Source organism: Pseudoroseomonas ludipueritiae, from assembly GCF_014490445.1.
GTDB classification, from domain to species: Bacteria; Pseudomonadota; Alphaproteobacteria; order Acetobacterales; family Acetobacteraceae; genus Pseudoroseomonas; species Pseudoroseomonas ludipueritiae.
The window spans coordinates 61,359-82,510 of sequence record NZ_JACTUZ010000007.1 but is presented as its reverse complement, the minus strand read 5'-3'; the positions used below and the strand labels follow the sequence as shown (position 1 = coordinate 82,510).

Genomic DNA, 21,152 nt, shown 5'->3' with positions numbered 1-21,152 from the left:
ATGGACGCGAGCATGGCGCCGGGCCTTCCATTGCTGGAACTGGAGGGAATCGGCAAGAGCTATCCCGGCGTTCGCGCCCTGGATGGCGTCGACCTGCGCCTGCACGCGGGCGAGGTTCTGGGGCTTGTCGGCGAGAATGGCGCCGGCAAGTCCACCCTGATGAAGATCCTGGGTGGCGTCGTGCCACCCAGCGAGGGGCAGGTGAGAATTGGCGGCCGCGAATACCCGGCCCTGACGGTGGCCGAGGCCAGCGCCGCCGGCATCGCCTTCGTGCACCAGGAACTCAACCTCTTCGATAATCTCGATGTGGCCGCCAATGTTCTTTTCGGGCGGGAGCCCCTGCACGGCGGCCCGCTGCGGCTGCTCGACCGCGCGGCGGCGCGGGCCCGCGTGACGCCACTGCTGCAACGACTCGGCGCCGACTTCGGCCCTGATGCGCGCGTGGCGGAACTTTCCATCGCGCAGCGGCAGCTTGTCGAAATCGCCAAGGCGCTGGCCGCCGAGGCACGGATCATCATTCTCGACGAGCCAACATCGTCGCTGACGCTGTCGGAGACGGCCCGGCTGCTGTCCCTGGTGCATGAACTGCGGGCCAGCGGCACCGGCATCATCTACATCACCCACCGGCTGGGCGAGATCATCGACTGCGCCGACCGCGTCGTTTGCCTGCGGGACGGCCGCATGGTGGGGGCGCTGGCGCGGGAGGAGATCAGCCACGCCGCCATGATCCGGCTGATGATCGGCCGTGATCTGCGGTCGCTCTATACCCCACCCGCACGCATGCCCGGCGAGGGGGGGCTGGAACTGCGCGGGCTGCGCACCACGGCTTTTCCGGAGCGGGCGCTGGACCTGCATGTCCGCCCCGGCGAGATCCTGGGCCTGGCGGGGCTCGTGGGCTCGGGCCGCACCTCGCTCGCCCGCACCCTCTTCGGCATAGATCCGGCACTGGGGGGCGAGATCCTGCTGGACGGCAGGATTCTCACGATCCGGGAGCCGGCGCAGGCGGTCGCGGTCGGCATCTACCTGGTGCCGGAAGACCGCAAGGCGGCCGGATTGGTGCTGGACCTATCGATCGTGCAGAACGTCACCCTTGCCAGCCTGCCCTCCTATGCGCGCCTGGGGCTGGTGGACCGTGCGAGGGAAGACGAGGCGAGCGAGGCGCAGCGCCAGTCCCTGCGCATCAAGGCGCCATCATGCGCCATCAAGGCCGCCACGCTCTCGGGCGGCAATCAGCAGAAGGTGGTGCTGGGCAAATGGCTCAGCATGTCCCCACGCGTCATGCTCTTCGACGAGCCGACACGCGGCATCGATGTCGGCGCTCGCGGCGAGATCTACGCGCTGATGCGGAAGCTGGCGGATTCCGGTGTGGCCATCCTGATGATCTCCTCTGACATGGAGGAGGTGATCGGTGTCAGCGACCGCATCGCGGTGATGCATGAAGGCCGCGTGAGCGGCATGCTGGAGCGCAATGCCTTCAGCGAACAGGCGGTGCTGCGGCTGGCCATCGGCCAGACCGAGGAAATCCATGCCAGTGCGGAGGCTGCACATCCATGAGCAAGAAGGAACTCGGCCTCGGCCTGCTGCTGATCGTCATCGGCGGCATCACGGCGGCATTGAACCCGCTGTTCCTCTCGGGCACCAATCTGCTGAACATGGCCAATCTTATCGGCCTCTTCGGTGTCTTCAGCATCGGGCAGGGCATCATCATCATCACCGGTGGCATCGACCTTTCGGTGGGCTCGATGTTCGCGCTGCTGGGCGTGATCCTGGTGGACCTGCTGGTGAACTTCGAAATGGCCTGGCCACTGGCGGTGCTGGTGATCCTGGCCGCTGGCGTGGCGCTGGGCCTGCTGCACGGGCTGCTCGTGACGCGGCTGCGGCTGCAACCCTTCGTGGTCACCCTTTGCGGCCTGCTGATCTATCGCGGCATCGCGCGCTACTATACCCAGGACGGCACCATGGGCTTCGGCTATGCCACCGGGGACCTGGATACGCTGACCTGGCTGGCCTCCGGCCGCAGCTTCGGCGTGCCGAACCCTTTCATCATCCTGCTCGTGGTCGCGGCCTGCATGGCGGTGCTGCTGCACCGCTCCGTCTTCGGGCGCTATCTCTACGCCGTGGGACGGAATGAGGAAGCGGCGCGCCATTCCGGCATCCGCACCAATGCCGTCATCGCCGGGGCCTATCTGATCGGCGGCGGGCTGGCGGGGCTCTCGACGGTGCTGCTGGTTTTCTATACCAGCTCCGTCTCGCCGTCCTCCTTCGGCAACTTCTATGAGCTCTATGCCATCGCGGCGGCGGTGCTGGGCGGATGCTCGCTGCGCGGCGGGGAGGGCAGCATCCTCGGCATCGTGCTGGGCACGGTGTTGCTGCAGATCCTGCAGAACCTGGTGAATATCCTTGGCATCCCCTCGTCGCTCAACTTCGCGGTGATGGGGAGCGTCATTCTGCTTGGCGTCATCGCCGACCAGCAGTTGAGCCGGCGGAAACAGGTGGCGGCCCTCAGCCGCACCCCGGCGCCGGTAGCATCCCCGGCGGAGTAGCCTTCCATGCGGCGATGCCCCGGCGCATCGGGGCATCGCCACCAGCTCATTCTGCGGCCATGGAAGCGGCCCGGCGGGCCGGCTGGCGATCCAGGATCAGGATCAGCAGGATCGACATGACGGGCAGCGCGGCCATGAAGAGCAGGCCGTAATAGTCGCCGCCACTGGCATCCTTGATGATGCCGAAGACCTGCGGGCCGAAGTAGCCACCGAGGTTGCCGACGGAATTGATCCAGGCAATGCCCGCCGCGGCGGCGGTGCCGCTGAGGAAAGCGGTAGGCAACGACCAGAAGATCGGCAGCGCCGCGAAGATGCCGTAGCTGGCCAGGGCCAAGCCCAGCAGCTTCAGCACCAGCCCGTCATTGCTGGCCGCGATCAGCAGCCCGGCCGTGGCGCAGGCGGCGGCGAAGATCGTGGTCCACTTCCGCTCCTGCAGGCGGTCGGAGAAGAAGCCCCAGAGCACCATGGTCACCGCGCCCACCGCATAGGGGAAGGCGTTGAGGAAGCCGAGCTGGACATTGGAAACCTCGCCCAGCGCCTTGATGATCTGCGGCTGGAAGAAGCCCAGGGTATAGAGCGGCGAGACCAGCCCCAGGTAGACCAGGCCATAGCCGATGACGCGCGGGTTCAGCAGCGTCTGCCACCATTCGTAGCGCACCACGGCCTCGCGCTGGCGCTCTTCCTCACGCAGCGTGCCTTCCAGCCAGTCCTTCTCCGCCTGGGTCAGCCACTTCGCCTCGGAGGGCCGGTCCGTCAGGTACCACAGCACGCCGAAGGTCAGCAGGATGGCGGGAATGGCCTCGACGATGAACATCCACTGCCAGCCATGCAGGCCCCAGATGCCGTCCATGTTCAGCAGATAGCCGGAAACCGGCGAGCCGAGCGCGGAGGAGAACGGAATGGCGAACATGAACCAGCCGACGATCCGCCCGCGATAGGCCGAGGGGAACCACAGCGTGAGATAGAAGATCACGCCAGGGAAGAAGCCCGCTTCCGCAGCCCCGAGAAGCACCCGGATGATATTGAAGCTGGTTTCACCCACCACGAAGGCCTGGGCACCGGACAGCAGGCCCCAGGTGACCATGATGCGGGCGATCCACATCCTGGCGCCGAAGCGGTTCAGCGCCAGGTTGCTTGGCACCTCGAAGACGAAATAGGCCAGGAAGAAAATGCCGGCGGCGGTGCCGAAGGCTGTGGCTGAGAGGCCGAGATCGGCGCGCATGGCCGGGCCGGCGAAGCCGACATTCACCCGGTCCAGGTATGAGACGAAGTAGCAGATGATCAGAAACGGCAGCAGGCGCCACGCGATCTTTCGCATGGCACTGCGCTCGACATCACTCTTCACGCTTGGCGAACTGCCTGAGGCAGGTGTCTGGCCATAGGCTGCAGCCATGGCGTTTCCCCTAAAATAAGCTTGCTTTCACTCCGGCACAGCGCCGGCGGGACAGATTTTGAAGCGGATTGGTCCCAGCGTCGATAGGAGCAGGACGTGGAGAAGGGTCCGATTGTTCCTTTTGAACAAACGGAAGCTCGATTACGACATTTCCCGTATCGGCGCTTTGTTCACGGATGAGGGCAGCGGCCTGGCCCATGGTGGCGGCGCCCGGCCCTCAGGCCGCGCGCCGCCTGATAGGTCAGCCGTGCCGGATCGCGATGGTCTTCAGCGAAGCGAAGCTGTAGAGCGCCTCGAACCCCTTCTCGCGCCCGTGGCCGGAGCGCTTGACGCCACCGAAGGGAAGTTCCACGCCGCCGCCGGCGCCGTAGTTGTTCACGAAGACCTGCCCGGTCTCGATGCCGCGCGCCATGCGCAGTGCGCGGCTGCCATCGGCCGTCCAGACACCGGCGACGAGGCCATAGTCGGTGCCATTGGCGAGGCGCAGCGCCTCGGCTTCATCCTCGAAAGGAATGACGACCTGCACCGGGCCGAAGATCTCTTCTTGCGCCAGCCGGCTGCTGCCCTGCGCGCCGGAGACCAGAGTCGGCGGCACGTAGTAGCCACCGGAGGGCGCCTCGGCGCCGATGCGGCCCTGGGCGGCGATTTCCAGCCCATCCTGCCGGGCGGCGTCCAGGTAGCCCTGCACGATCTCCTGCTGCCGGCCAGAGACCAGCGGCCCCATGTCGAGGTCGGACATGGCGGTGCCGACGCGGAGAGCGCTGTAGCGCTCCGCCATGGCGGCCAGCACACGGTCATGCACCGAGCGCTGCACGAGGATGCGGGAGGCGGCGGAGCAGGTTTGCCCGGCGTTCTGGATGCCGGCATTGACCAGGAAGGGCAGGGCGGCGTCGAGGTCCGCGTCGGCGAAGACAATCTGCGGCGACTTGCCGCCAAGCTCCAGCGTCACCGGCACGGCGTTCTTCGCCGCCGCCGCCTGCACCAGCCCGCCGACCACCACGGAGCCGGTGAAGGAGATATGGTTGATGCCGGGATGCGCCGCCAGGGCCGCGCCGGCTTCCTCGCCGGTGCCGGAGACGATGTTGATGGCGCCGGCCGGGAAGCCCGCTTCCTCGGCGATGCGCGCATAGGCCAGGGCGGTGAGGCAGGCTTCCTCCGCCGGCTTGATCACGACCGCATTGCCCATGGCCAGCGAGGCGGTGACGGAACGGCCGATGATCTGCATCGGGTAGTTCCAGGGTACGATATGGCCCGTGACGCCCAGCGGCTCATAGATCGTCAGCACGGTATAGCCATCCAGATAGGGGATGGTGTCGCCATGCAGCTTGTCGGCGGCGCCGGCATAGAACTCCAGGTAGCGCGCCAGGGCCAGCGCATCCGCCTTGGCCTGGCGCAGCGGCTTGCCGACATCCAGGGCTTCCAGCCGCGCCAGCTCATCCGCCCGCTCCAGCACGATGCGGGACATGATGGAAAGCAGGCGGCCGCGCTCGGTGGCCGTCATGCGGCCCCAGGCGCCACGGCGGGCTTCCTGCGCGGCGGCCACGGCGCGGTCGATATCACCGGCGTCGCTGCGCGCGATCTCGGCGAGGCGTGTTCCATCGGAGGGATTCAGCAGCGGCATGGTTTCGCGGCCCAGGGGCTCGCGCCATTCACCGCCGATGAGATTCTGCCGCGTGTCGAACGAAACGGCTTCCATGCATTCTCCTCCGGTCACTGGGGCCGGCAGGCGCCGCCCGGCGGAGGAAGTATCGCCAATGGCACGAATTGACCATACCGGCGCCCCGCGCCTCACCATCCGGCTGGGAACAACCGGATGTGCTCGCGGCAGGGGGACGGCCGGGTGGTGAGCGCGAGATCACGTCACACGTGGTTTGGTGATTCAGTTCGGAATCAGACAGAAGTTCGCTGTGGCAGCGGTGGATGAACCCTTCCGCGGCACAGCCATGACGCGATCTGCCCTGCGGCACCGCTTCAGCGCAGAAAGGCCGAGAGGGCGGAGACTGTGTTCACCCAGCCAAGCACGCCCGCCATGTCGGGAGCGTCAAAGGCCACGGAAACAGCATCCAGTCGCTGTGCGACGGGAATGATGGCTGCCAGATCGGCCAGGGCCGGGCTGGTCAGCGTGATCTCCAGCCGGAAGGGACCCGGCATGACGAAAGGCTGGAGCGATGCCGTGCCGGCCTCGCGTACCGCCGCTTCCGCCGCCGCGCGCAGGCGCTCCCGCGCCAGGCTGGGGGCGATGGCGCGGGCGGCGCGGGCACCCAGCGCCTGCTTGGTGATGACACGATGCGCCTGCGGGAAGTGTTCGCCGCATTCCTCGGCTGTGCGGTCGTCGCCGGAGAGCAGCAGCACCGGCACGCCCATGCTGCCGGCATAAGCACCGTTCAGCGTGGCCTCCGAGCAGAGCTGGCCATTCACCCGGATGGCGCCGAAGGCAAAGCCGTTCACCGTATGCGCCAGCACACCCTGGCGGCGCGCGCCAGTGTGGTAGCCGAGGAAGAAGGCGCCTCCGAAGCTGGCATCCAGCCCGGCGCACATATTCGCCGCCTTGGGCTTGCCGAGGATCAGCTCCGCCCGCGGGTCCAGCAATTCGGGGATGATGTTGGTCATCGGCCCGTGGCTGTCATTGACCAGCACCTCGGTGGCGCCGCCGGCAAAGGCGCCGTCGATGGCGGCGCTGACCTCCTCGGTCATCAGCCGCCGCGCCCGCTCGTATTCAGGGTTGCCCGGCTGCCCCTGCTGCGGAGAGACGACGCCGGCGACGCCCTCGATATCGGCCGAGATATAGATCTTCATGACCCGTCCTCAGGGCCGCAGCTTCTGGTCCAGCGCGTCGCGCAGCCCGTCGCCCAGCAGGTTGAAGGCCAGCACGATCAGAAAGATCGCCAGACCGGGGAAGAAGGTCAGGTGATCCGCAACGCCCAGGTAGGAACGCCCATCCGCCAGCATGGCGCCCCATTCCGGGGAGGGCGGCTGCGCGCCGAGGCCGAGGAAGCTCAGCCCCGCCGCCACCAGAATCGCCGTCCCCATGCGCAGCGAGGTGGTGACGATGATGCCGGGCAGGGTGCCGGGCAGGATATGCCGCAGCACCAGCTTCAGTCCCTTCACGCCAATGCTGCGCGCCGCCTGCACGTAAAGCGTCTGCTTAACCGCCAGGGTGCTGCCGCGCACCACGCGGGCATAGATGGGGATGCTGAAGACCGCGACGGCATAGATCACGTTCGCCACGCCCGGCCCCAGAAGCGCCACGACGGCGATGGCCAGCAGGATGCCGGGGAAGGCCAGCATCACGTCGCAGAGCCGCATGATCAGGCTGTCCACCCAGCCGCCGAAGAAGCCGCTGACCAGGCCCAAGGTCACGCCCAGCACCCCGCCCAGCAGCACCGAAAGGAAGCCCACGGAGATGGAGATGCGGGCGCCCCAGATGATGCGGCTGAAGATGTCGCGGCCATAGGCATCCGTCCCCGCCCAGTGCAGGGCGGAGGGACCGGCGAGGACATTGTTGTAGTCCGGCTCCGCCGGGTCGAAGGGCGCGATCCAGGGCGCGGCGATGGCCGCCACGATCACCACCAGGATCAGCAGGCCCGCCACCAGCGCGACCCGCTGGCGCAGCAGCCGGCGCCAGAACTCGGCCAGGGGGGAGCGGATCTCCAGCGGCACGGCGGTGCCGCTGTCGAGATCCGTGTCGGTGATATCCTCCATGCGGGTCTCGCTCATCGCAGGCGGATCTCCGGGTTCACGACGGCGTAGAGCTGATCCACGACGATGTTGATGATCACGAATTCCAGGGCGAAGAGCAGGATCAGCGCCTGGATCACGGGGTAGTCGCGGTAGGAGACGCTGTCGATCAGCAGCCGCCCCAGGCCGGGCCAGGCGAAGACCGTCTCGATGACGATGGCGCCGCCCAGCAGCGAGCCGAATTCCAGCCCCGTCATGGTGATGACCGGGATCAACGCGTTGCGCAGCGTGTGGTGCCAGACCACCCGCCGCTCCGGCACGCCCTTCATGCGCGCGGTGCGCACGTAATCCTCCTGCGCCACCTCGACATAGGCGGAGCGGGAGAAGCGGGCCAGGATGGCGGCCACAGTGGTGCCCAGGGTGAAGGAAGGCAGGATCAGGCTCTTCCAATCGGTGTAGCCACCGGTGGGCAGCCAGCCCAGCCGCACCGAGAAGATGTTGATCAGCAGCAGCCCCATCCAGAAGGAGGGGAAGGAGATGCCCGACACGGCAAAGACCATGCCGAGCCTGTCCTGCCACTTGCCGCGCTTCACGCCCGAGATCACGCCGATCAGCACGCCGATCACGGTCGCCCAAAGCATGGCCACCACCGTCAGCCAGAAGGTCGGCATGAAGCGCTGGCCGATTTCCTCGGCCACCGGAAGCTTGGTCTTGGTGGAGCGGCCGAGATCGCCCTGGAGCGTCTGGCCGAGATAGCGCAGGTACTGCTCCCAGATCGGGCGGTCCAGGCCCATCTCCTCCCGGACCAGGGCCACGTCCTGCGCCGTCGCGTCCGGCCCGGCCACCAGGCGCGCCGGATCGCCCGGCAGCAGGCGGACAAAGGCAAACACAAAGATCGACACCGCGACCAGAACGGGCACGGCGCCAGCCAAACGGCGCAGGGCGTAGCCAAGCATCAGGAGAGAGCCGCTTCCTCGATGAGCAACCCGCCGTCAGGGAGACGGTGCAGCCCGCTCAGGCGCTTGCTCCTGGCCGACAGCACATTCTCCACGCCCAGGAAGATCCAGGGCGCATCCTTCCAGATCAGCGCCTGGGCCTGCTTGTAGAATTCCTCGCGCTTGGCCGGGTCAGCCGTGGCAATGGCGGCTTCCAGCGCCTTGTCCACCTCGGGGTTGCTGTAATAGGCGGTGTTATACAGCTTGGGCGGATAGCCCTGGCCCCACAGCAGCGGACGCAGGCCCCAGTCGGCATCGCCGGTGGAGGAGGACCAGCCGCCGTAGTACATCTTGAGCTGGGCGTCTTCCGGCTTCTGCACGGACCAGATGCGGTCGTTCAGCACGCCCGCTTCCATCGGCAGCACGGTGACCTTCACGCCCACGGCCGCCAGCTGCTGCTGCATGAACTGCATGCCGCGCTGGGAGAGCGTGTTGTTGTTGGCCCACATCTCCGTCTCGAAGCCGTTCGGGTAGCCGGCCTCGGCCAGCAGCTTCTTGGCTTTCGCGACGTCGTAGGGATAGGGGTCCTGCTTGCTGTAGAAGCCCAGCTTAGCCGGGATCGGCGCGTCCAGCGGCACGGCGAAGCCGTTGTAGACGATCTTGGCGAAGGCTTCCTTGTTCACCGCATGGTTCAGCGCCTGGCGGACGCGCACATCGTTGAACGGCTTCTGCATGCAGTTCATCGAGACATAGCGCGCGATGATCGAGGGGCTGTCCACGATCTCGACATTCGGGCTGCGCTGCACCACCGGCGCCATCTCGGTCGGCAGCGGGTAGATGAACTGCGCTTCGCCGGCCTGCAGCATGGCGATGCGCGCGCCATTCTCGGGAACGGAGCGGAAGGTCACGCTCTGCACCTTGGGCAGGCCCTGGCGCCAATACTTCTCGTTCTTCTTGGTGCGCAGCGTGTCGGCGTTCCAGGAGACGAAGGTGAAGGGGCCGGTGCCGACGGGGTTGCGGTTGATCTCCTTGCCGAACTGCGCGATGGCCTTCGGGCTCAGCATCATGCCGGCCGGGTGGGCGATGGTGTTCACGAAGGCGCCGAAGGGCTCCTTCAGGTGAACGCGCGCGGTCTGCGGATCCACCACCTCGACACGGTCGAGCATGGCCAGCAGGCTCTGGCGCTTCAGGCGGTTCTCGGGGTTGGCGACGCGCTCGAAGTTCACCTTCACCGCCTCGGCGTCGAAGGGCGTGCCGTCATGGAAGGTGACGCCCTGGCGCAGCTTGAAGGTGAAGACCTTGGCCGCCTCATCCGCCTCGTAGCTCTCGGCCAGCACGGGGACGAGCTTCATGTCGGCGTCGAAGCCATAGAGGCCCTGGAACATCAGCCGGCAGGCGGATTGCGAGAGCGTGTCGTTGACATCCGCCGGGTCCAGCCCGGTCAGGTTGTCCGGCACGCCCACGACCAGGTCATTGGCGGCGGCCTGGGCCGGCGTCACATGTCCCAGCCAGGGCAGGGCGGCGGTGACGCCCAGCGCCGCCATCAGGCTGCGCCGGGGGAGAGAGGGAGAATGGGTCACGGGGTCCTCCTTGTTCAATACAGGCCGCCGATACGGTGCCGCGCGACATAGTGGTCAGGGCCGACAGGCACCAGCGGTGCCACTTCCGGCGGGTCGTCCGGCCGGCGCAGCGGGCTTGGCACCTCGCTGTCGTCCAGGCCGCGGTCATGGCCGCGCCGGGCGGGGTCAGGCACCGGGACGGCCGCCAGCAGCCGCTTGGTATAGGGATGCTGCGGGTCGTTCATGACGGCCTGACGAGGCCCGATCTCCACCACCTGGCCCAGGTACATGACCGCGACCCGGTGGCTGATGCGCTCCACCACCGCCATATCATGCGAGATGAAGAGATAAGCCAGCCCCATCTCCTGCTGCAGCCGCATCATCAGGTTCACCACCTGGGCGCGGATGGAGACATCCAGCGCCGCCACGGCCTCGTCGGCGATGATCAGGCGCGGCTCGGAAGCCAGGGCGCGGGCGATGCAGACGCGCTGCCGCTGGCCGCCGGAGAGTTCATGCGGGTAGCGGCGGGCATGTTCGGGGCCGAGGCCCACCTGGGTCAGCAGCTGCGCCACCCGGTCCTGCACCGCGCGGCCTTGCAGCAGGTTATGCGTCAGGATCGGCTCGGCCACCGAGAAGCCCACCGTCAGGCGCGGGTCCAGCGAGGCGAAGGGGTCTTGGAAGATGAATTGCACCCCGCGACGCAGCCGGGCTTCCTTCTGACGGTCCAGCACCGTCACATCCTCTCCGGCGAAGCGGATCTCGCCGGATTGCGGCTGTTCCAGCCGGATGATGGAGCGCCCGGTGGTGGATTTGCCGCAGCCGGATTCACCCACCACCGCCAGGGTTTCACCCGGGCGAATACTGAAGCTGACCTGCTCGGCGGCATGGATGCGCCCGGCGACCTTGCCCAGCCAGCCGCGCCGCACGTCGAAGCGGGTGGTCAACCCACGCAGTTCCAGCACCGGCTCGGCCTCGGGCCGCACGGTATCCAGCGGCTGCGGCGCCGGCGCCTCCGGCATGGGGAAGGGCACGGGCAGGGGCTGCTCCGCCAGGCTGCCCAGCACCGGCACGGCATCCAGCAGCCGCTTGGTATAGGGGTGCGAGGGCGCGGCGAAGATGCGGTTGACCTCGCCTTCCTCCACCTTCCTGCCCCGGCGCATCACCACCACGCGGTCCGCGATCTCGGCCACCACGCCCATGTCATGGGTGATGAAGATCATGCCCAGGCCGGTTTCCTGCTGCAGGGAGCGGATCAACCGCAGCACCTGCGCCTGCACGGTGACGTCCAGCGCCGTGGTCGGCTCATCCGCGATCAGCAGGCGCGGACGGCAGGAGAGCGCCATGGCGATCATCACGCGCTGGCGCATGCCGCCGGACATCTGGAAAGGGTAACGCTCAAGCTGCCGCGCCGCCTCGGGGATGCGGACCTTCTCCAGCAGCCGCTTGGCCTCCGCCAGCGCGGCGGCACCGTCCATTCCCTGGTGCAGCCGGATGGCCTCGGTGATCTGCTCGCCGACCTTCAGCACCGGGTTAAGGCTGGTCATGGGCTCCTGGAAGATCATGGCGATCTCCGGGCCGCGCAGGCGCCGCATGGCTTCCGGCGTCTCGGCGGTCAGGTCGCGCAGGCGCCCCTCGCGATCCTGGAACTTGATTTGCCCGGATACAATCCGGCCGCCCGCGTGGTCGATCAGGCGTGTCACCGCCAGGGAGGTCACGGATTTGCCGGAACCGCTTTCCCCCACCAGCGCCACCGTCTCCCCCGGCGCCACCGTGAGGTCCAGGCCTTCCACCGCGGTGAAGTCGCCGAAACGCACCGTAAGGCCCGAGATGCGGAGAAGTGTCGGAGGTGTGGCGGAGGATAGTGGCACTGGATCAACTCGTCCCCTGAAGCGGGGCGCCTATAGATCCACTGGCAGCCAGAGCCAAATCGCTTCCAACCGCCACGACAGTGCCCTTCCGCCCGTACCCCGGCCGGAGGGCAAGGGTCTGTCATGCCGCGAAGGACCTGCGGCCCGGCCCGGCATGACGTACCGGATGGTTTATTCCACGCGGATGCCAGCCTTGTCGATCACTCTGCGCCACTTCATGGATTCCGAGTTCAGGATCTCGCCAAGCTCTTCCGGTGTGCTGGAAACCGGGGGGCTGCTGCCCGCCAGCCTCATGGCTTCCTTGAGGCCAGGATCGGCAAGAACCTTGACCAGGGCGGTATTGAGCCGGTCGATGATCGGCCGGGGCGTGCCGCTGCGGACGCAGATATAGTTCACCACCGTCACCTCGAAGGCGGGCAGCGTTTCCCCGATGGTGGGAACATCCGGCAGCTCCGGCATCCGCCGCGCGCTGGTCACCGCGATCGGGCGCAGGTTGCCGGCCTGGATCAGCGGGATCATGGCGCCATAGGTGTCGATGGACATGGTGACACGGCCGCTCGCCACGTCCTGCACCGCCAGGCCGGTGCCGCGATAGGGCACATGAGTCATCCGCAGCCCCGCTTCCATGCAAAGAAGCTCCCCGGCCAGATGGCTCCCGGCGCCGATGCCGGAGTTGGCATAGGAAAGTTGCCCCGGACGGGACTTCGCGAGCGCGATCACCTCCGCCACCGTCCGCGCCGGCACATCCCGGTTCACCACCATCAGGTAGGCGCCACGCGTCAGCAGGCTGACCGGCGCGAAATCGGCGGCCGCGTCATAGGGCAGGGAGGGCATCAGGATCGGGTTGGTGATCAGCGGTCCTGGCGTGCCATAGAGCAGCGTGTAGCCATCGGCCGGGGCCTGTGCCACGGCGGCCGTGCCAATGGCGCCCCCGGCGCCGCCCCGGTTTTCGATGACGATGGACTGCCCCAGCTCGGCCCCCAGGGGAGCCGCCACGAAGCGCGCCGTGGCATCGGCGCCGCCGCCCGGCACGAAGGGCACCACCATGCGGATGGACCGGGCCGGATAGGCCTGCGCCTGCACAGGACCTATGCGCAAAGTAGCAGCCATGCCCGCCGCCCCCGCCATGGCCAAGCGGCGCGAGATGCCGGCGCTCATCGGCCAGCCTCCTGGAGGAGGCATGAGGGCGCAGGCCAGATCTTCAGCACTATCATGGCGTTTCCTTTTCTGGCGGCCGTGCTGGCCGTCCTTCCCTTCCCGACCGTCCGGTCGGTTTGTGAGCGACAGTATCGTTCCGGGTTTTTACCACGCAACCAAAAGCAGGCCGCCGCGGCGCCTTGCGGGGCAGGACGGAAGCGGCATAGGCTGCTACCGAACGATCGGTCGGTCTGCGGTCGTGCGGAGAGCACCCTCAAGGGTGCCGCTGGAGGAATCATCCGATGTTTCGTCAGGATTGGCCGAAAGGCCGGGCCCGCCAAACGTGCCGCCTGTTGCTCGCCATTCTGACCCTGCCGACCGGCGCGGCGGCGCAGACCCTGACCATGGGGATGGGCTCGCCCGTCTCCTCGCTTGATCCGCATTACCACCAGCTCCGCTCCAACAGCGAAGTGTCGCAGATGCTGTTTGACGCGCTGATCATCAGTGATGCGCAGGCGCGGATGCGGCCTGGTCTGGCGGAGAGCTGGAAGCCGTTGGGCGACGACGGCTGGGAGTTCAAGCTGCGCCCCGGCGTGACATTCCACAACGGCGCGCCCTTCACGGCCGATGATGTGGCCTTCACGCTGGAGCGTATTCCGCAGATCAGCGGGCCCGGCGCCTCCTTCAGCACCCATGTCCGTCCGGTGCGGGGCGTGGAGGTGGTGGATGCGCAGACCATTCGCCTGCGGACCAACGGCCCTTACCCGCTGCTGCCGGTCTATTTCAGCCAGGTGATGATGCTGAGCCGGCAGATCCACGCCAATGCCGCCACGGCGGACTTCAACAATGGCAAGCTGGCCATCGGCACCGGCCCTTTCCGGCTGGTGTCCTATACGCCGGGAGACCGCATCGTCTTTGCCCGCAACAGCAACTATTGGGGCGAGGCCTCGCACTGGGCGCAGGTCAATTACCGCTTCATCACCAACAGCGGCGCGCGCATGGCGGCGCTGATGGCGGGCGATGTCGATTTCATCGACCAGATCCCGACTGGCGACATGGACCGCATCCGCAAGGACAACCGCTTCCACGTGGCGGAAACCACCAGCCTGCGCAGCATGTACATCACTCTCGACGCCACGCGCGAAGGGCAGGTGCCGCTGCTGGCCGACCATGCCGGCGCACCGCTGGAGCGCAACCCGCTGGCCGACCCGCGTGTACGCCGGGCGCTGTCGCTGGCCATCGACCGGCAGGCCCTGGTGGACCGGGTGATGCAGGGCATGGCCGTGCCCACGGGGCAGTTCATGCCGCCCGGCAGCTACAGCCATATCCCCGACCTTCCCGTTCCCGCCGCCGAGCCGGAGGCGGCCAGGAAGCTGCTGGCCGAGGCCGGCTATCCGCAGGGCTTCCAGATGACCCTGGCCGGTTCCAACGACCGCTACATGAACGATGCCCGGGTGGTGCAGGCCGTGGGGCAGATGTGGACGCGCATCGGCGTGCGCACCACGGTGGAGGCGCAGCCCTATGCCGCCTTCATCGGCCGCGCCACGCGGCGCGAGATGCCAGCGGCGCTGCTGAGCTGGGGCAACTCCACCGGCGAAGTCTCGGTGCTGCTGAGTTCCGTCTTCAGCACGGTCGATGCCGGGAAGGGGCGAGGCGCGGCCAACCGCATCCGCTATTCCAACCCGGCGATGGACCGGAAACTGGAGGATGCCGAGATCCAGTTGGATGATGCCAAGCGGGAGGCCCTGCTGCGGGAAGCGAGCCGCATCGTCATCGAGGATGGCGCGGTGGTGCCGCTTTACATCCAGAAGGCGCTCTGGGCCATGCGTGCCGGCCTGACCTACGAGGCGCGGGTGGATGAGCGCAATGACCCGAATGGCGTGCGTCCGGCGCGTCCTTGATGCCACGGCGCCGGCGCGGGCCGCATTCCAGGCCGCCACCGGCGCCAGCCAGCCATGACAGGTGAAGGGGAGATGAGTGGTGCACAGGCTTGAGAAGCTGTTCCGCCCGGGTTCCATTGCCGTGGTCGGCGCCTCAGGCGACCCGGCCAAGCTGGGCGGGCGCGTGCTGCGCCACCTGACGAGCTTTGGCTATTCCGGGCGCATCTTCCCCATCAATCTCAGCGGCAAGCCCGTGCAGGGACACCCATCCTGGCCAAGCGTGCTGGGCCTGCCTGAGGTGCCGGACAGCGCCCTGATCGTGCTGCCGGCACCGCTGGTGGCCAGGGCGCTGGAAGATTGCGCCACCAAGGGCATCCTGCAGGTGCAGATCCTCTCCTCCGGCTTTGCCGAGGAAGGCGGCGAAGGCCCCGCGATGCAGGAGGAACTGGTGCGGATCGCCCGCCGCCACGGCATGCGCTTCACTGGCCCCAATGCCCTGGGCAGCATCAGCCCGGCGGATGGCTTCTTTGGCACTTTCTCCAGCCTGCTGGACACCGCGCGTCCCGGGCCGGGGCGCATCGGCGTCGCGACCCAGAGCGGCGCCTACGGCTCCCATGTCTATGCCGCCGCCAGCTTCCGTGGCCTGGGCATCAGCCGTGCCATCGCCACCGGCAACGAGGCGGATCTCGATGTCGCCGATTGCATCGACTACCTAGTTGAGGATGCGGGCACCACCGTCATCTGCGCCGCGCTGGAAGGGTGCCAGGATGGTGGGAAGCTGCGCCGTGCGCTGCTGAAGGCAGCGGCGGCCCGGAAGCCCGTGGTCATCATGAAGGTCGGCAGCACCGAGGCGGGCGCGGCGGCGGCGGCCACCCATACCGGCTCCCTGGCCGGCGAGGACCGGATCATCGACACCGTCTTCCGGGAATGCGGCGCCTATCGCGCCGCTTCCATCGAGGAGATGATCGACATCGCCTATGTCTGCGCCACCGGGCCACGGCCGCCTTCGCGCGATGTGGGTATCCTCACCCTCTCCGGCGGCATTGGCGTCCTGATGGCGGATGCCTGCATCGGGGCCGGGCTGGCGCTGCCGCCAATGCCGGCTGCCACAATGGAAGCCATCCTTGAGATCCAGCCAGTGGCGGGCGGGCGAAACCCGATCGACACCACGGCGCAGCTCAACCGTGGCCTGCAGATCTTCGAGGGCATCAGCCAGGAGATGATGCGCGGCGCCGATCTCGGCACCGTCATGGCTTATATGGCGCATCTCGGCCGCAACCTGGAACGCTTCCCGCCGCTGGAGCAGTCGCTGGCGGCGCTGCGGCGGAACTTCCCCGACCGCCTGGTCGTGGCGGTCATGACGCATGTGGAGGAGATCCGCCTGAGGCTGGAAGCCCTGGGTATTCCGGTCTTCGAGGACCCGACGCGGGCGGTGAAGGCCGTGGCCGGCGCCACCTTCTCGCGCATCCTGCAACAGGCGGCCATGTCGGCCCCGGACGTGGCGAGGGCAGCGCCCCTGCGCCTGGAAGCCGGCAACGAGGCCGCGGCCAAGGCCGTGCTCGGCGCCGCCGGCATCCCGGTGCTGCCCGAACATGCCTGTGCCAGCCCAGAGGAAGCACAGGCCGCGGCCGAAATGCTCGGCTATCCGGTCGTGATGAAGATCCTGTCCGCCGATATTCCGCACAAGACCGAGGTCGGCGGTGTGCTGCTGAACCTGGCCAACGCCGCGTCGGTCACCGAAGGCTTCCACGAGCTGCTGCGCCGCGCGAAGGCGGCGAAGCCCTCGGCCCGGCTCGACGGTGTCCTGGTCGCGCCGATGGTTCGCGGCGGCCTGGAGACCATCATCGGCGTGCAGCGCGACCCGGTCTTCGGGCCCATGGTGATGTTCGGGCTCGGTGGCGTGGCTGTGGAACTCTTCAGCGACGTGGCCTTCGCCACCGCGCCGCTTACCCCGGCGCGGGCGGAAGCGCTGATCGATGCCGTGAAGGGGGCAAGGCTGCTGGAAGGCTGGCGCGGTTCCCGCCCGCTGGACCGCCGCGCCCTGGTGGATGCGCTGTGCCACATCTCGGAATTCGCGGTGGCGCATGAGGATTCCGTCGCCAGCGTCGAGATCAATCCGTTCCTGGTGCGGGAGGAGGGCGCCCTTGCCCTGGACGCGCTGATCGCGCCACGAGAAGAGGCGGCGCAGCCCATGGCCGTGGCGGACTAGGACAGCCGGCCATCATGGCTGGCGGGAGAAGGACGCTTCCAGGAAATCAAGGAAGACCCGCACCCGCTGGCTCAGGTGGCGCTTGCTTTGATAGACGGCATAGATCGTATCCTTCATCAGCGCGTCGTGGTCGGGAAACAGCCTGACCAGGCGCCCGGCGGCCAGATGCGAGGCGATCTGGAAATCCGCCAGCCGCGCGATGCCGGCCCCGGATAGCGCCAGTGCCATCAGCATCTGCCCCTGATTGGCGGTGACGCTGCCTCGCGCGCGGATGCGCTGAGGCGAGCGCCCGCCGTCCTGCAATGTCCAGGTGCTCCAGGGCATCTGCTTGTTGAAGTTCAGGCATTCCCGGTTGGCCAGCTCGGCGGGGCTGGCCGGCATGCCGTGCTCCTCCAGGTAGGCCGGCGCGGCGCAGATGACCCAGCACATATCCATGACCGGCCGTGCCACCAGGGAAGAGTCCGGCAGATGGCCGATGGAGATCGCTACATCGACACCACCTTCCAGCAGATTTCCTGGCTCGTTGCTGAGCAGGAATTCAAGCCGAAGCATTGGATGCTGGCGGCGAAAACGGGGCACCAGCGGCGCCAGCTTGTGCACCGCGAAGGTGGGCACGGAACGGATGCGCAGCACCTCATGTGCCGCCACGCCGGTGACGGCCATGGCCTCCGCATCTTCCACCGCCGAGATGGCGCGGCGGGCGGCGGGGTAGAAGGCCTCGCCTTCCGGCGTCAGGGCCAGGCTGCGGAGGGAGCGGTTGAACAGCACCACGCCCAGGCGGTTCTCCAGGCGCGCGATCAGCTTGCTGACGGCGGAAGGCGAGAGCGAGAGGGAGCGGCCGGCGGCGGAGAAGCCGCCATCCTCCACCGCGCGCACGAAGACCAGCATCTCCCCCAGACGGTCCACGCCATCTCCTGTGACGAAAATTCACATCTGCTTGGAAGCTTCGGAAATTGCCGAGCCGGGGGCAAGCCCCTAACGTTCCAGCAGGCCCTGGCGGATGCTCATGCGCACCGGGCCCAAGACGTCCGAAGCAAAGCAAGAACATTTCAGGGAGTTGCGCATCATGACCAGCGCGCAAGCGACGCTCGAGCGGCCGGTGGCCCGGGATTCGGCGGTTCTCGACGCGATCATCGTTGGAGCGGGTTTCGCCGGCCTGTACCAGCTGCATTCACTGCGCGACAAGCTGGAGATGAATGTCAGGGTGCTGGAGGCCGGTGAAGGCGTCGGCGGCACCTGGTACTGGAACCGCTATCCGGGGGCGCGCTGCGATTCCGAAAGCTACTACTATTCCTTCTCCTTTTCCGACGAGTTGCAGAAGGAATGGGACTGGAGCGAACGCTACCCGAAGCATTTCGAGATCCGCCGCTACCTCGATTTCGTCGCCGACAAGTTCGACCTGCGGCGCAGCATCCAGTTCAACACCCGCGTCAGCCAGGCTGCCTTCGATGAGGCGGAAGGGCTGTGGCAGGTCACCACAGAGGCTGGGGAGCGGCTGCGCTCGCGCTTTCTGATCACGGCGGTGGGCTGCCTCTCCTCGGCCAATGTGCCGCGCATCCCGGGGCTGGAGAGCTTCAAGGGGCAGTGGTACCACACCGGCCGCTGGCCGCATGAGGATGTGGATTTCACCGGCAAGCGTGTGGGCCTGATCGGCACCGGCTCCACCGGCATCCAGGCCGCGCCCGTCATCGCGGAGGCGGCGGCGCATCTGACGGTGTTCCAGCGCACGGCCAACTACAGCGTGCCCGCCCGCAATTGCGCGGTGAGCCTGGAAGAGCGCCAGCAGATCAAGGCGGATTACGCCTCCATCCGCGCGATGGCGCGCACCACCACCAATGGCTATCCCTTCGCGCCGCCGCCCATCTCGGCCATGGAACTGTCGGAGGAGGAAAGGCTGGCCCGCTACGAGGCCGCCTGGGAGCGTGGCGGCATGCGCTTCCGCGCCACCTTCAACGATATCCTGACCAACAAGGAATCGAACAACACGGCGTCGGAATTCATCCGCGCCAAGATCCGCAGCATCGTCAAGGACCCTGAGGTCGCGGAGAAGCTGACGCCGAAGGACCACCACTTCGCCACCAAGCGCCCGCCGATCGACAGCCACTATTTCGAGACCTTCAACCGCGACAACGTGACGCTGGTGGATGTGAAGGCTTCGCCGATCCTGGAGATCACGCCGGACGGCATCCGCACGCAGGATGGCGAGCACCAGCTGGACATCATCGTTTTCGCCACCGGCTTCGATGCCATGACGGGGCCGCTGCTGGCGCTGGATATTCGTGGGCGTGGCGGCCTTGCATTGAAGGAAGCTTGGGCAGAGGGGCCGCGCACCTATCTGGGCCTGCAGGTGGCGGGCTTCCCCAACCTCTTCACCATCACCGGACCGGGCAGCCCTTCGGTGCTGACCAACATGCCTGTGGCCATCGAGCAGCATGTGGAATGGATCACCGGCTGTATCGCCGACATGCGCCAGCGGGGCCTGAACCGGATCGAGGCGGACCCGGCGGCGGTGGAAGGCTGGGTGGCGCATGTCAACGAGGCCGCCAGCGCGACGCTGCTGCCTCTGGCGGAATCCTCCTGGTACCTGGGCGCGAATATCCCCGGCAAACCGCGCGTCTTCATGCCCTATGCCGGTGGCATGGCCCGCTATGCCGGCATCTGCCAGGAAGTGGTGCAGAAGGGTTACGAAGGCTTCAACCGCAGCGCCTAGAAGGGCGCGCCGGCAGCACCTGCCATCGGAATCATGCCACGAGGCCGCCGGGCGTTGCTGCCCGGCGGCCCTTCGCCATAGGGAGAGAGGATGCCCGCGCTCCATCCGGACCTGATCAACCTGCTGCAACTGATGCGGCAGAACAACAGCCCGACTTACGAGAGCCTGCCGCCCGTCGAGGCCCGCAAGGCGCATGCGGCCCGCGCCCGGGCCTTGCAGTCGCCGGGCGATGTTCTGCCTTCCGTCCAGGATCTGCGGGCCGCCGATGGCGGCATCGAGGTGCCGGTGCGCCTCTACCGGCCTGCCGATGCGCCGGCACGCTCGCCCTGCCTCTTCTTCATGCATGGTGGCGGCTGGGTGCTGGGCAGCCTGGAGACGCATGACTGGGTGTGCCGCCGGCTGGCGCGGGAACTCGGGGCCTGCGTGCTGGCGGTGGATTACCGCCTGGCGCCGGAGCACCCTTATCCCGCCGCGGTGGAGGATTGCGCCGCCGCGCTGCGCTGGCTGGTGGGCCAGGCGTCATCGCTGGGCATCGACCCGGAGCGGATCGCGCTGGGCGGGGACAGCGCCGGCGGCAACCTCGCCGCCGTTCTGGCGCTGATGGGGCGGGATGGCGCGGTGCCGCGCGCCATGTTCCAACTGCTCTTCTACCCCGCCATGGACCTGGCGCTGCGCCCCGGCAGCTATGGGCCGCCGACTGAGAGCATGGTGCTGACGCCAGCCACCATGCGCTACTTCATCGGCCATTATCTGCCTTCGGCGGAGGCGGGGCTGGAATGGCAGGCCTCGCCGCTCAGGGCCGCCAGCCTGCATGACATGCCGCCAGCGCTGGTGATGACCTGCGGCCATGACCCCCTGCGGGAAGAGGGGCTGCGCTATGCCGACCGGCTGGAACAGGACGGCGTCCAGGTCATCCGCCTGGACCTGAACGACCAGACCCATGCCATCCTGACCATGGACAAGGTCAGCAGCACCGTGCCGGCAGTGCTGAGCTTTGCCGCCGGCTGCCTGCGGCAGGCCTGGGCGCCCTGAACATTGCTGTCCCAATCATAGGCCAGGGCGAGGCTCGGCTCGTGCCAGTTCATCTGGCAGAGCCGGCCTTCGTAGGACATGGTGGTAAAGGCGCTGCGGAGATCCTGGCTGCCGAAGCAGAGATTGGTGACCAGCATGTCCGGCAACCGGTGCGGCACGACGCGCGAGCCATCGGGGGAGATCTTCATCACGTGCAACTCTCCAGCGC

15 protein-coding genes are annotated in these 21,152 nt (G+C 67.5%); 6 read left to right on the top strand and 9 right to left on the bottom strand.

Annotated elements, in window-relative coordinates:
* Nucleotides 1-12 precede the first annotated feature (12 nt).
* Both IBL25_RS03925 and IBL25_RS03920 read left to right on the top strand, forming a co-directional pair.
* Entirely contained in the window at nucleotides 13-1,554 is a 1,542-nt protein-coding gene (locus IBL25_RS03925) for a sugar ABC transporter ATP-binding protein (RefSeq protein ID WP_187777252.1), read from the top strand.
* Nucleotides 1,551-2,543: an ABC transporter permease gene (locus IBL25_RS03920; protein WP_187777251.1), complete on the top strand. Its 993-nt coding sequence runs from the start codon at nucleotides 1,551-1,553 to the stop codon at nucleotides 2,541-2,543. The genes IBL25_RS03925 and IBL25_RS03920 overlap by 4 nt, the downstream gene beginning before the upstream one ends.
* 46 nt (nucleotides 2,544-2,589) lie before the next feature.
* Here the strand turns inward: IBL25_RS03920 and IBL25_RS03915 are convergent, their stop codons facing one another.
* The 8 genes from IBL25_RS03915 to IBL25_RS03880 form a co-directional block, all read right to left on the bottom strand.
* Nucleotides 2,590-3,861, bottom strand: coding sequence for an MFS transporter (locus IBL25_RS03915; RefSeq protein ID WP_187777250.1), 1,272 nt, complete (start codon nucleotides 3,859-3,861; stop codon nucleotides 2,590-2,592).
* A gap of 316 nt (nucleotides 3,862-4,177) precedes the next feature.
* The gene (locus IBL25_RS03910) at nucleotides 4,178-5,632 is read right to left on the bottom strand and encodes an aldehyde dehydrogenase family protein (protein WP_187777249.1); all 1,455 of its coding nucleotides are present in this window, start codon (nucleotides 5,630-5,632) and stop codon (nucleotides 4,178-4,180) included.
* A 275-nt stretch (nucleotides 5,633-5,907) separates the two neighbouring features.
* Complete coding sequence (locus tag IBL25_RS03905; RefSeq protein ID WP_187777248.1) at nucleotides 5,908-6,732, bottom strand: M55 family metallopeptidase; 825 nt, start codon at nucleotides 6,730-6,732, stop codon at nucleotides 5,908-5,910.
* 9 nt (nucleotides 6,733-6,741) lie between these two features.
* A complete protein-coding gene (locus tag IBL25_RS03900; protein WP_187777247.1) occupies nucleotides 6,742-7,653 on the bottom strand; it encodes an ABC transporter permease subunit in 912 nt (303 codons plus the stop codon).
* Nucleotides 7,650-8,570, bottom strand: a complete 921-nt coding sequence (locus IBL25_RS03895; RefSeq protein WP_187777246.1) for an ABC transporter permease subunit — start codon at nucleotides 8,568-8,570, stop codon at nucleotides 7,650-7,652. Before IBL25_RS03895 ends, IBL25_RS03900 begins: the two co-directional genes overlap by 4 nt.
* Nucleotides 8,570-10,129, bottom strand: a complete 1,560-nt coding sequence (gene gsiB, locus IBL25_RS03890; protein ID WP_239416913.1) for a glutathione ABC transporter substrate-binding protein GsiB — start codon at nucleotides 10,127-10,129, stop codon at nucleotides 8,570-8,572. The genes IBL25_RS03895 and gsiB overlap by 1 nt, the downstream gene beginning before the upstream one ends.
* Nucleotides 10,130-10,143: 14 nt before the next feature.
* A complete protein-coding gene (locus IBL25_RS03885) occupies nucleotides 10,144-11,922 on the bottom strand; it encodes an ABC transporter ATP-binding protein (RefSeq protein ID WP_367615552.1) in 1,779 nt (592 codons plus the stop codon).
* Between the two features lie 225 nt (nucleotides 11,923-12,147).
* A complete protein-coding gene (locus IBL25_RS03880) occupies nucleotides 12,148-13,134 on the bottom strand; it encodes a Bug family tripartite tricarboxylate transporter substrate binding protein (protein WP_187777244.1) in 987 nt (328 codons plus the stop codon).
* A 332-nt stretch (nucleotides 13,135-13,466) separates the two neighbouring features.
* On the opposite strand from IBL25_RS03880, the gene IBL25_RS03875 reads away from it, so the two are divergent.
* Nucleotides 13,467-15,014 carry an ABC transporter substrate-binding protein gene (locus IBL25_RS03875; protein WP_238940198.1) on the top strand — a complete coding sequence of 516 codons (1,548 nt, stop codon included), beginning with the start codon at nucleotides 13,467-13,469 and terminating at the stop codon, nucleotides 15,012-15,014.
* Nucleotides 15,015-15,090: 76 nt separating this feature from the next.
* Nucleotides 15,091-17,202, top strand: coding sequence for an acetate--CoA ligase family protein (locus IBL25_RS03870; protein ID WP_367615551.1), 2,112 nt, complete (start codon nucleotides 15,091-15,093; stop codon nucleotides 17,200-17,202).
* A 12-nt stretch (nucleotides 17,203-17,214) separates the two neighbouring features.
* Here the strand turns inward: IBL25_RS03870 and IBL25_RS03865 are convergent, their stop codons facing one another.
* Nucleotides 17,215-18,108 carry a LysR family transcriptional regulator gene (locus IBL25_RS03865; protein ID WP_187777242.1) on the bottom strand — a complete coding sequence of 298 codons (894 nt, stop codon included), beginning with the start codon at nucleotides 18,106-18,108 and terminating at the stop codon, nucleotides 17,215-17,217.
* Nucleotides 18,109-18,268: 160 nt separating this feature from the next.
* Here IBL25_RS03865 and IBL25_RS03860 point away from each other — a divergent pair, with 160 nt between their 5' ends.
* A complete protein-coding gene (locus IBL25_RS03860) occupies nucleotides 18,269-19,912 on the top strand; it encodes a flavin-containing monooxygenase (protein WP_187777241.1) in 1,644 nt (547 codons plus the stop codon).
* 90 nt (nucleotides 19,913-20,002) lie between these two features.
* Complete coding sequence (locus IBL25_RS03855) at nucleotides 20,003-20,944, top strand: alpha/beta hydrolase (RefSeq protein ID WP_187777240.1); 942 nt, start codon at nucleotides 20,003-20,005, stop codon at nucleotides 20,942-20,944.
* The last annotated feature ends 208 nt before the right edge of the window (nucleotides 20,945-21,152 follow it).

Coding starts and splice junctions, on each gene's coding strand:
- IBL25_RS03920 (WP_187777251.1), top strand. CDS start 1,551: ATGAGCAAGAAGGAACTCGGCCTCGGCCTGCTGCTGATCGTCATCGGC.
- IBL25_RS03880 (WP_187777244.1), bottom strand. CDS start 13,134: ATGAGCGCCGGCATCTCGCGCCGCTTGGCCATGGCGGGGGCGGCGGGC.
- IBL25_RS03925 (WP_187777252.1), top strand. CDS start 13: ATGGCGCCGGGCCTTCCATTGCTGGAACTGGAGGGAATCGGCAAGAGC.
- IBL25_RS03915 (WP_187777250.1), bottom strand. CDS start 3,861: ATGCGAAAGATCGCGTGGCGCCTGCTGCCGTTTCTGATCATCTGCTAC.
- IBL25_RS03895 (WP_187777246.1), bottom strand. CDS start 8,570: ATGCTTGGCTACGCCCTGCGCCGTTTGGCTGGCGCCGTGCCCGTTCTG.
- IBL25_RS03860 (WP_187777241.1), top strand. CDS start 18,269: ATGACCAGCGCGCAAGCGACGCTCGAGCGGCCGGTGGCCCGGGATTCG.
- IBL25_RS03910 (WP_187777249.1), bottom strand. CDS start 5,632: ATGGAAGCCGTTTCGTTCGACACGCGGCAGAATCTCATCGGCGGTGAA.
- IBL25_RS03900 (WP_187777247.1), bottom strand. CDS start 7,653: ATGAGCGAGACCCGCATGGAGGATATCACCGACACGGATCTCGACAGC.
- IBL25_RS03905 (WP_187777248.1), bottom strand. CDS start 6,732: ATGAAGATCTATATCTCGGCCGATATCGAGGGCGTCGCCGGCGTCGTC.
- IBL25_RS03855 (WP_187777240.1), top strand. CDS start 20,003: ATGCCCGCGCTCCATCCGGACCTGATCAACCTGCTGCAACTGATGCGG.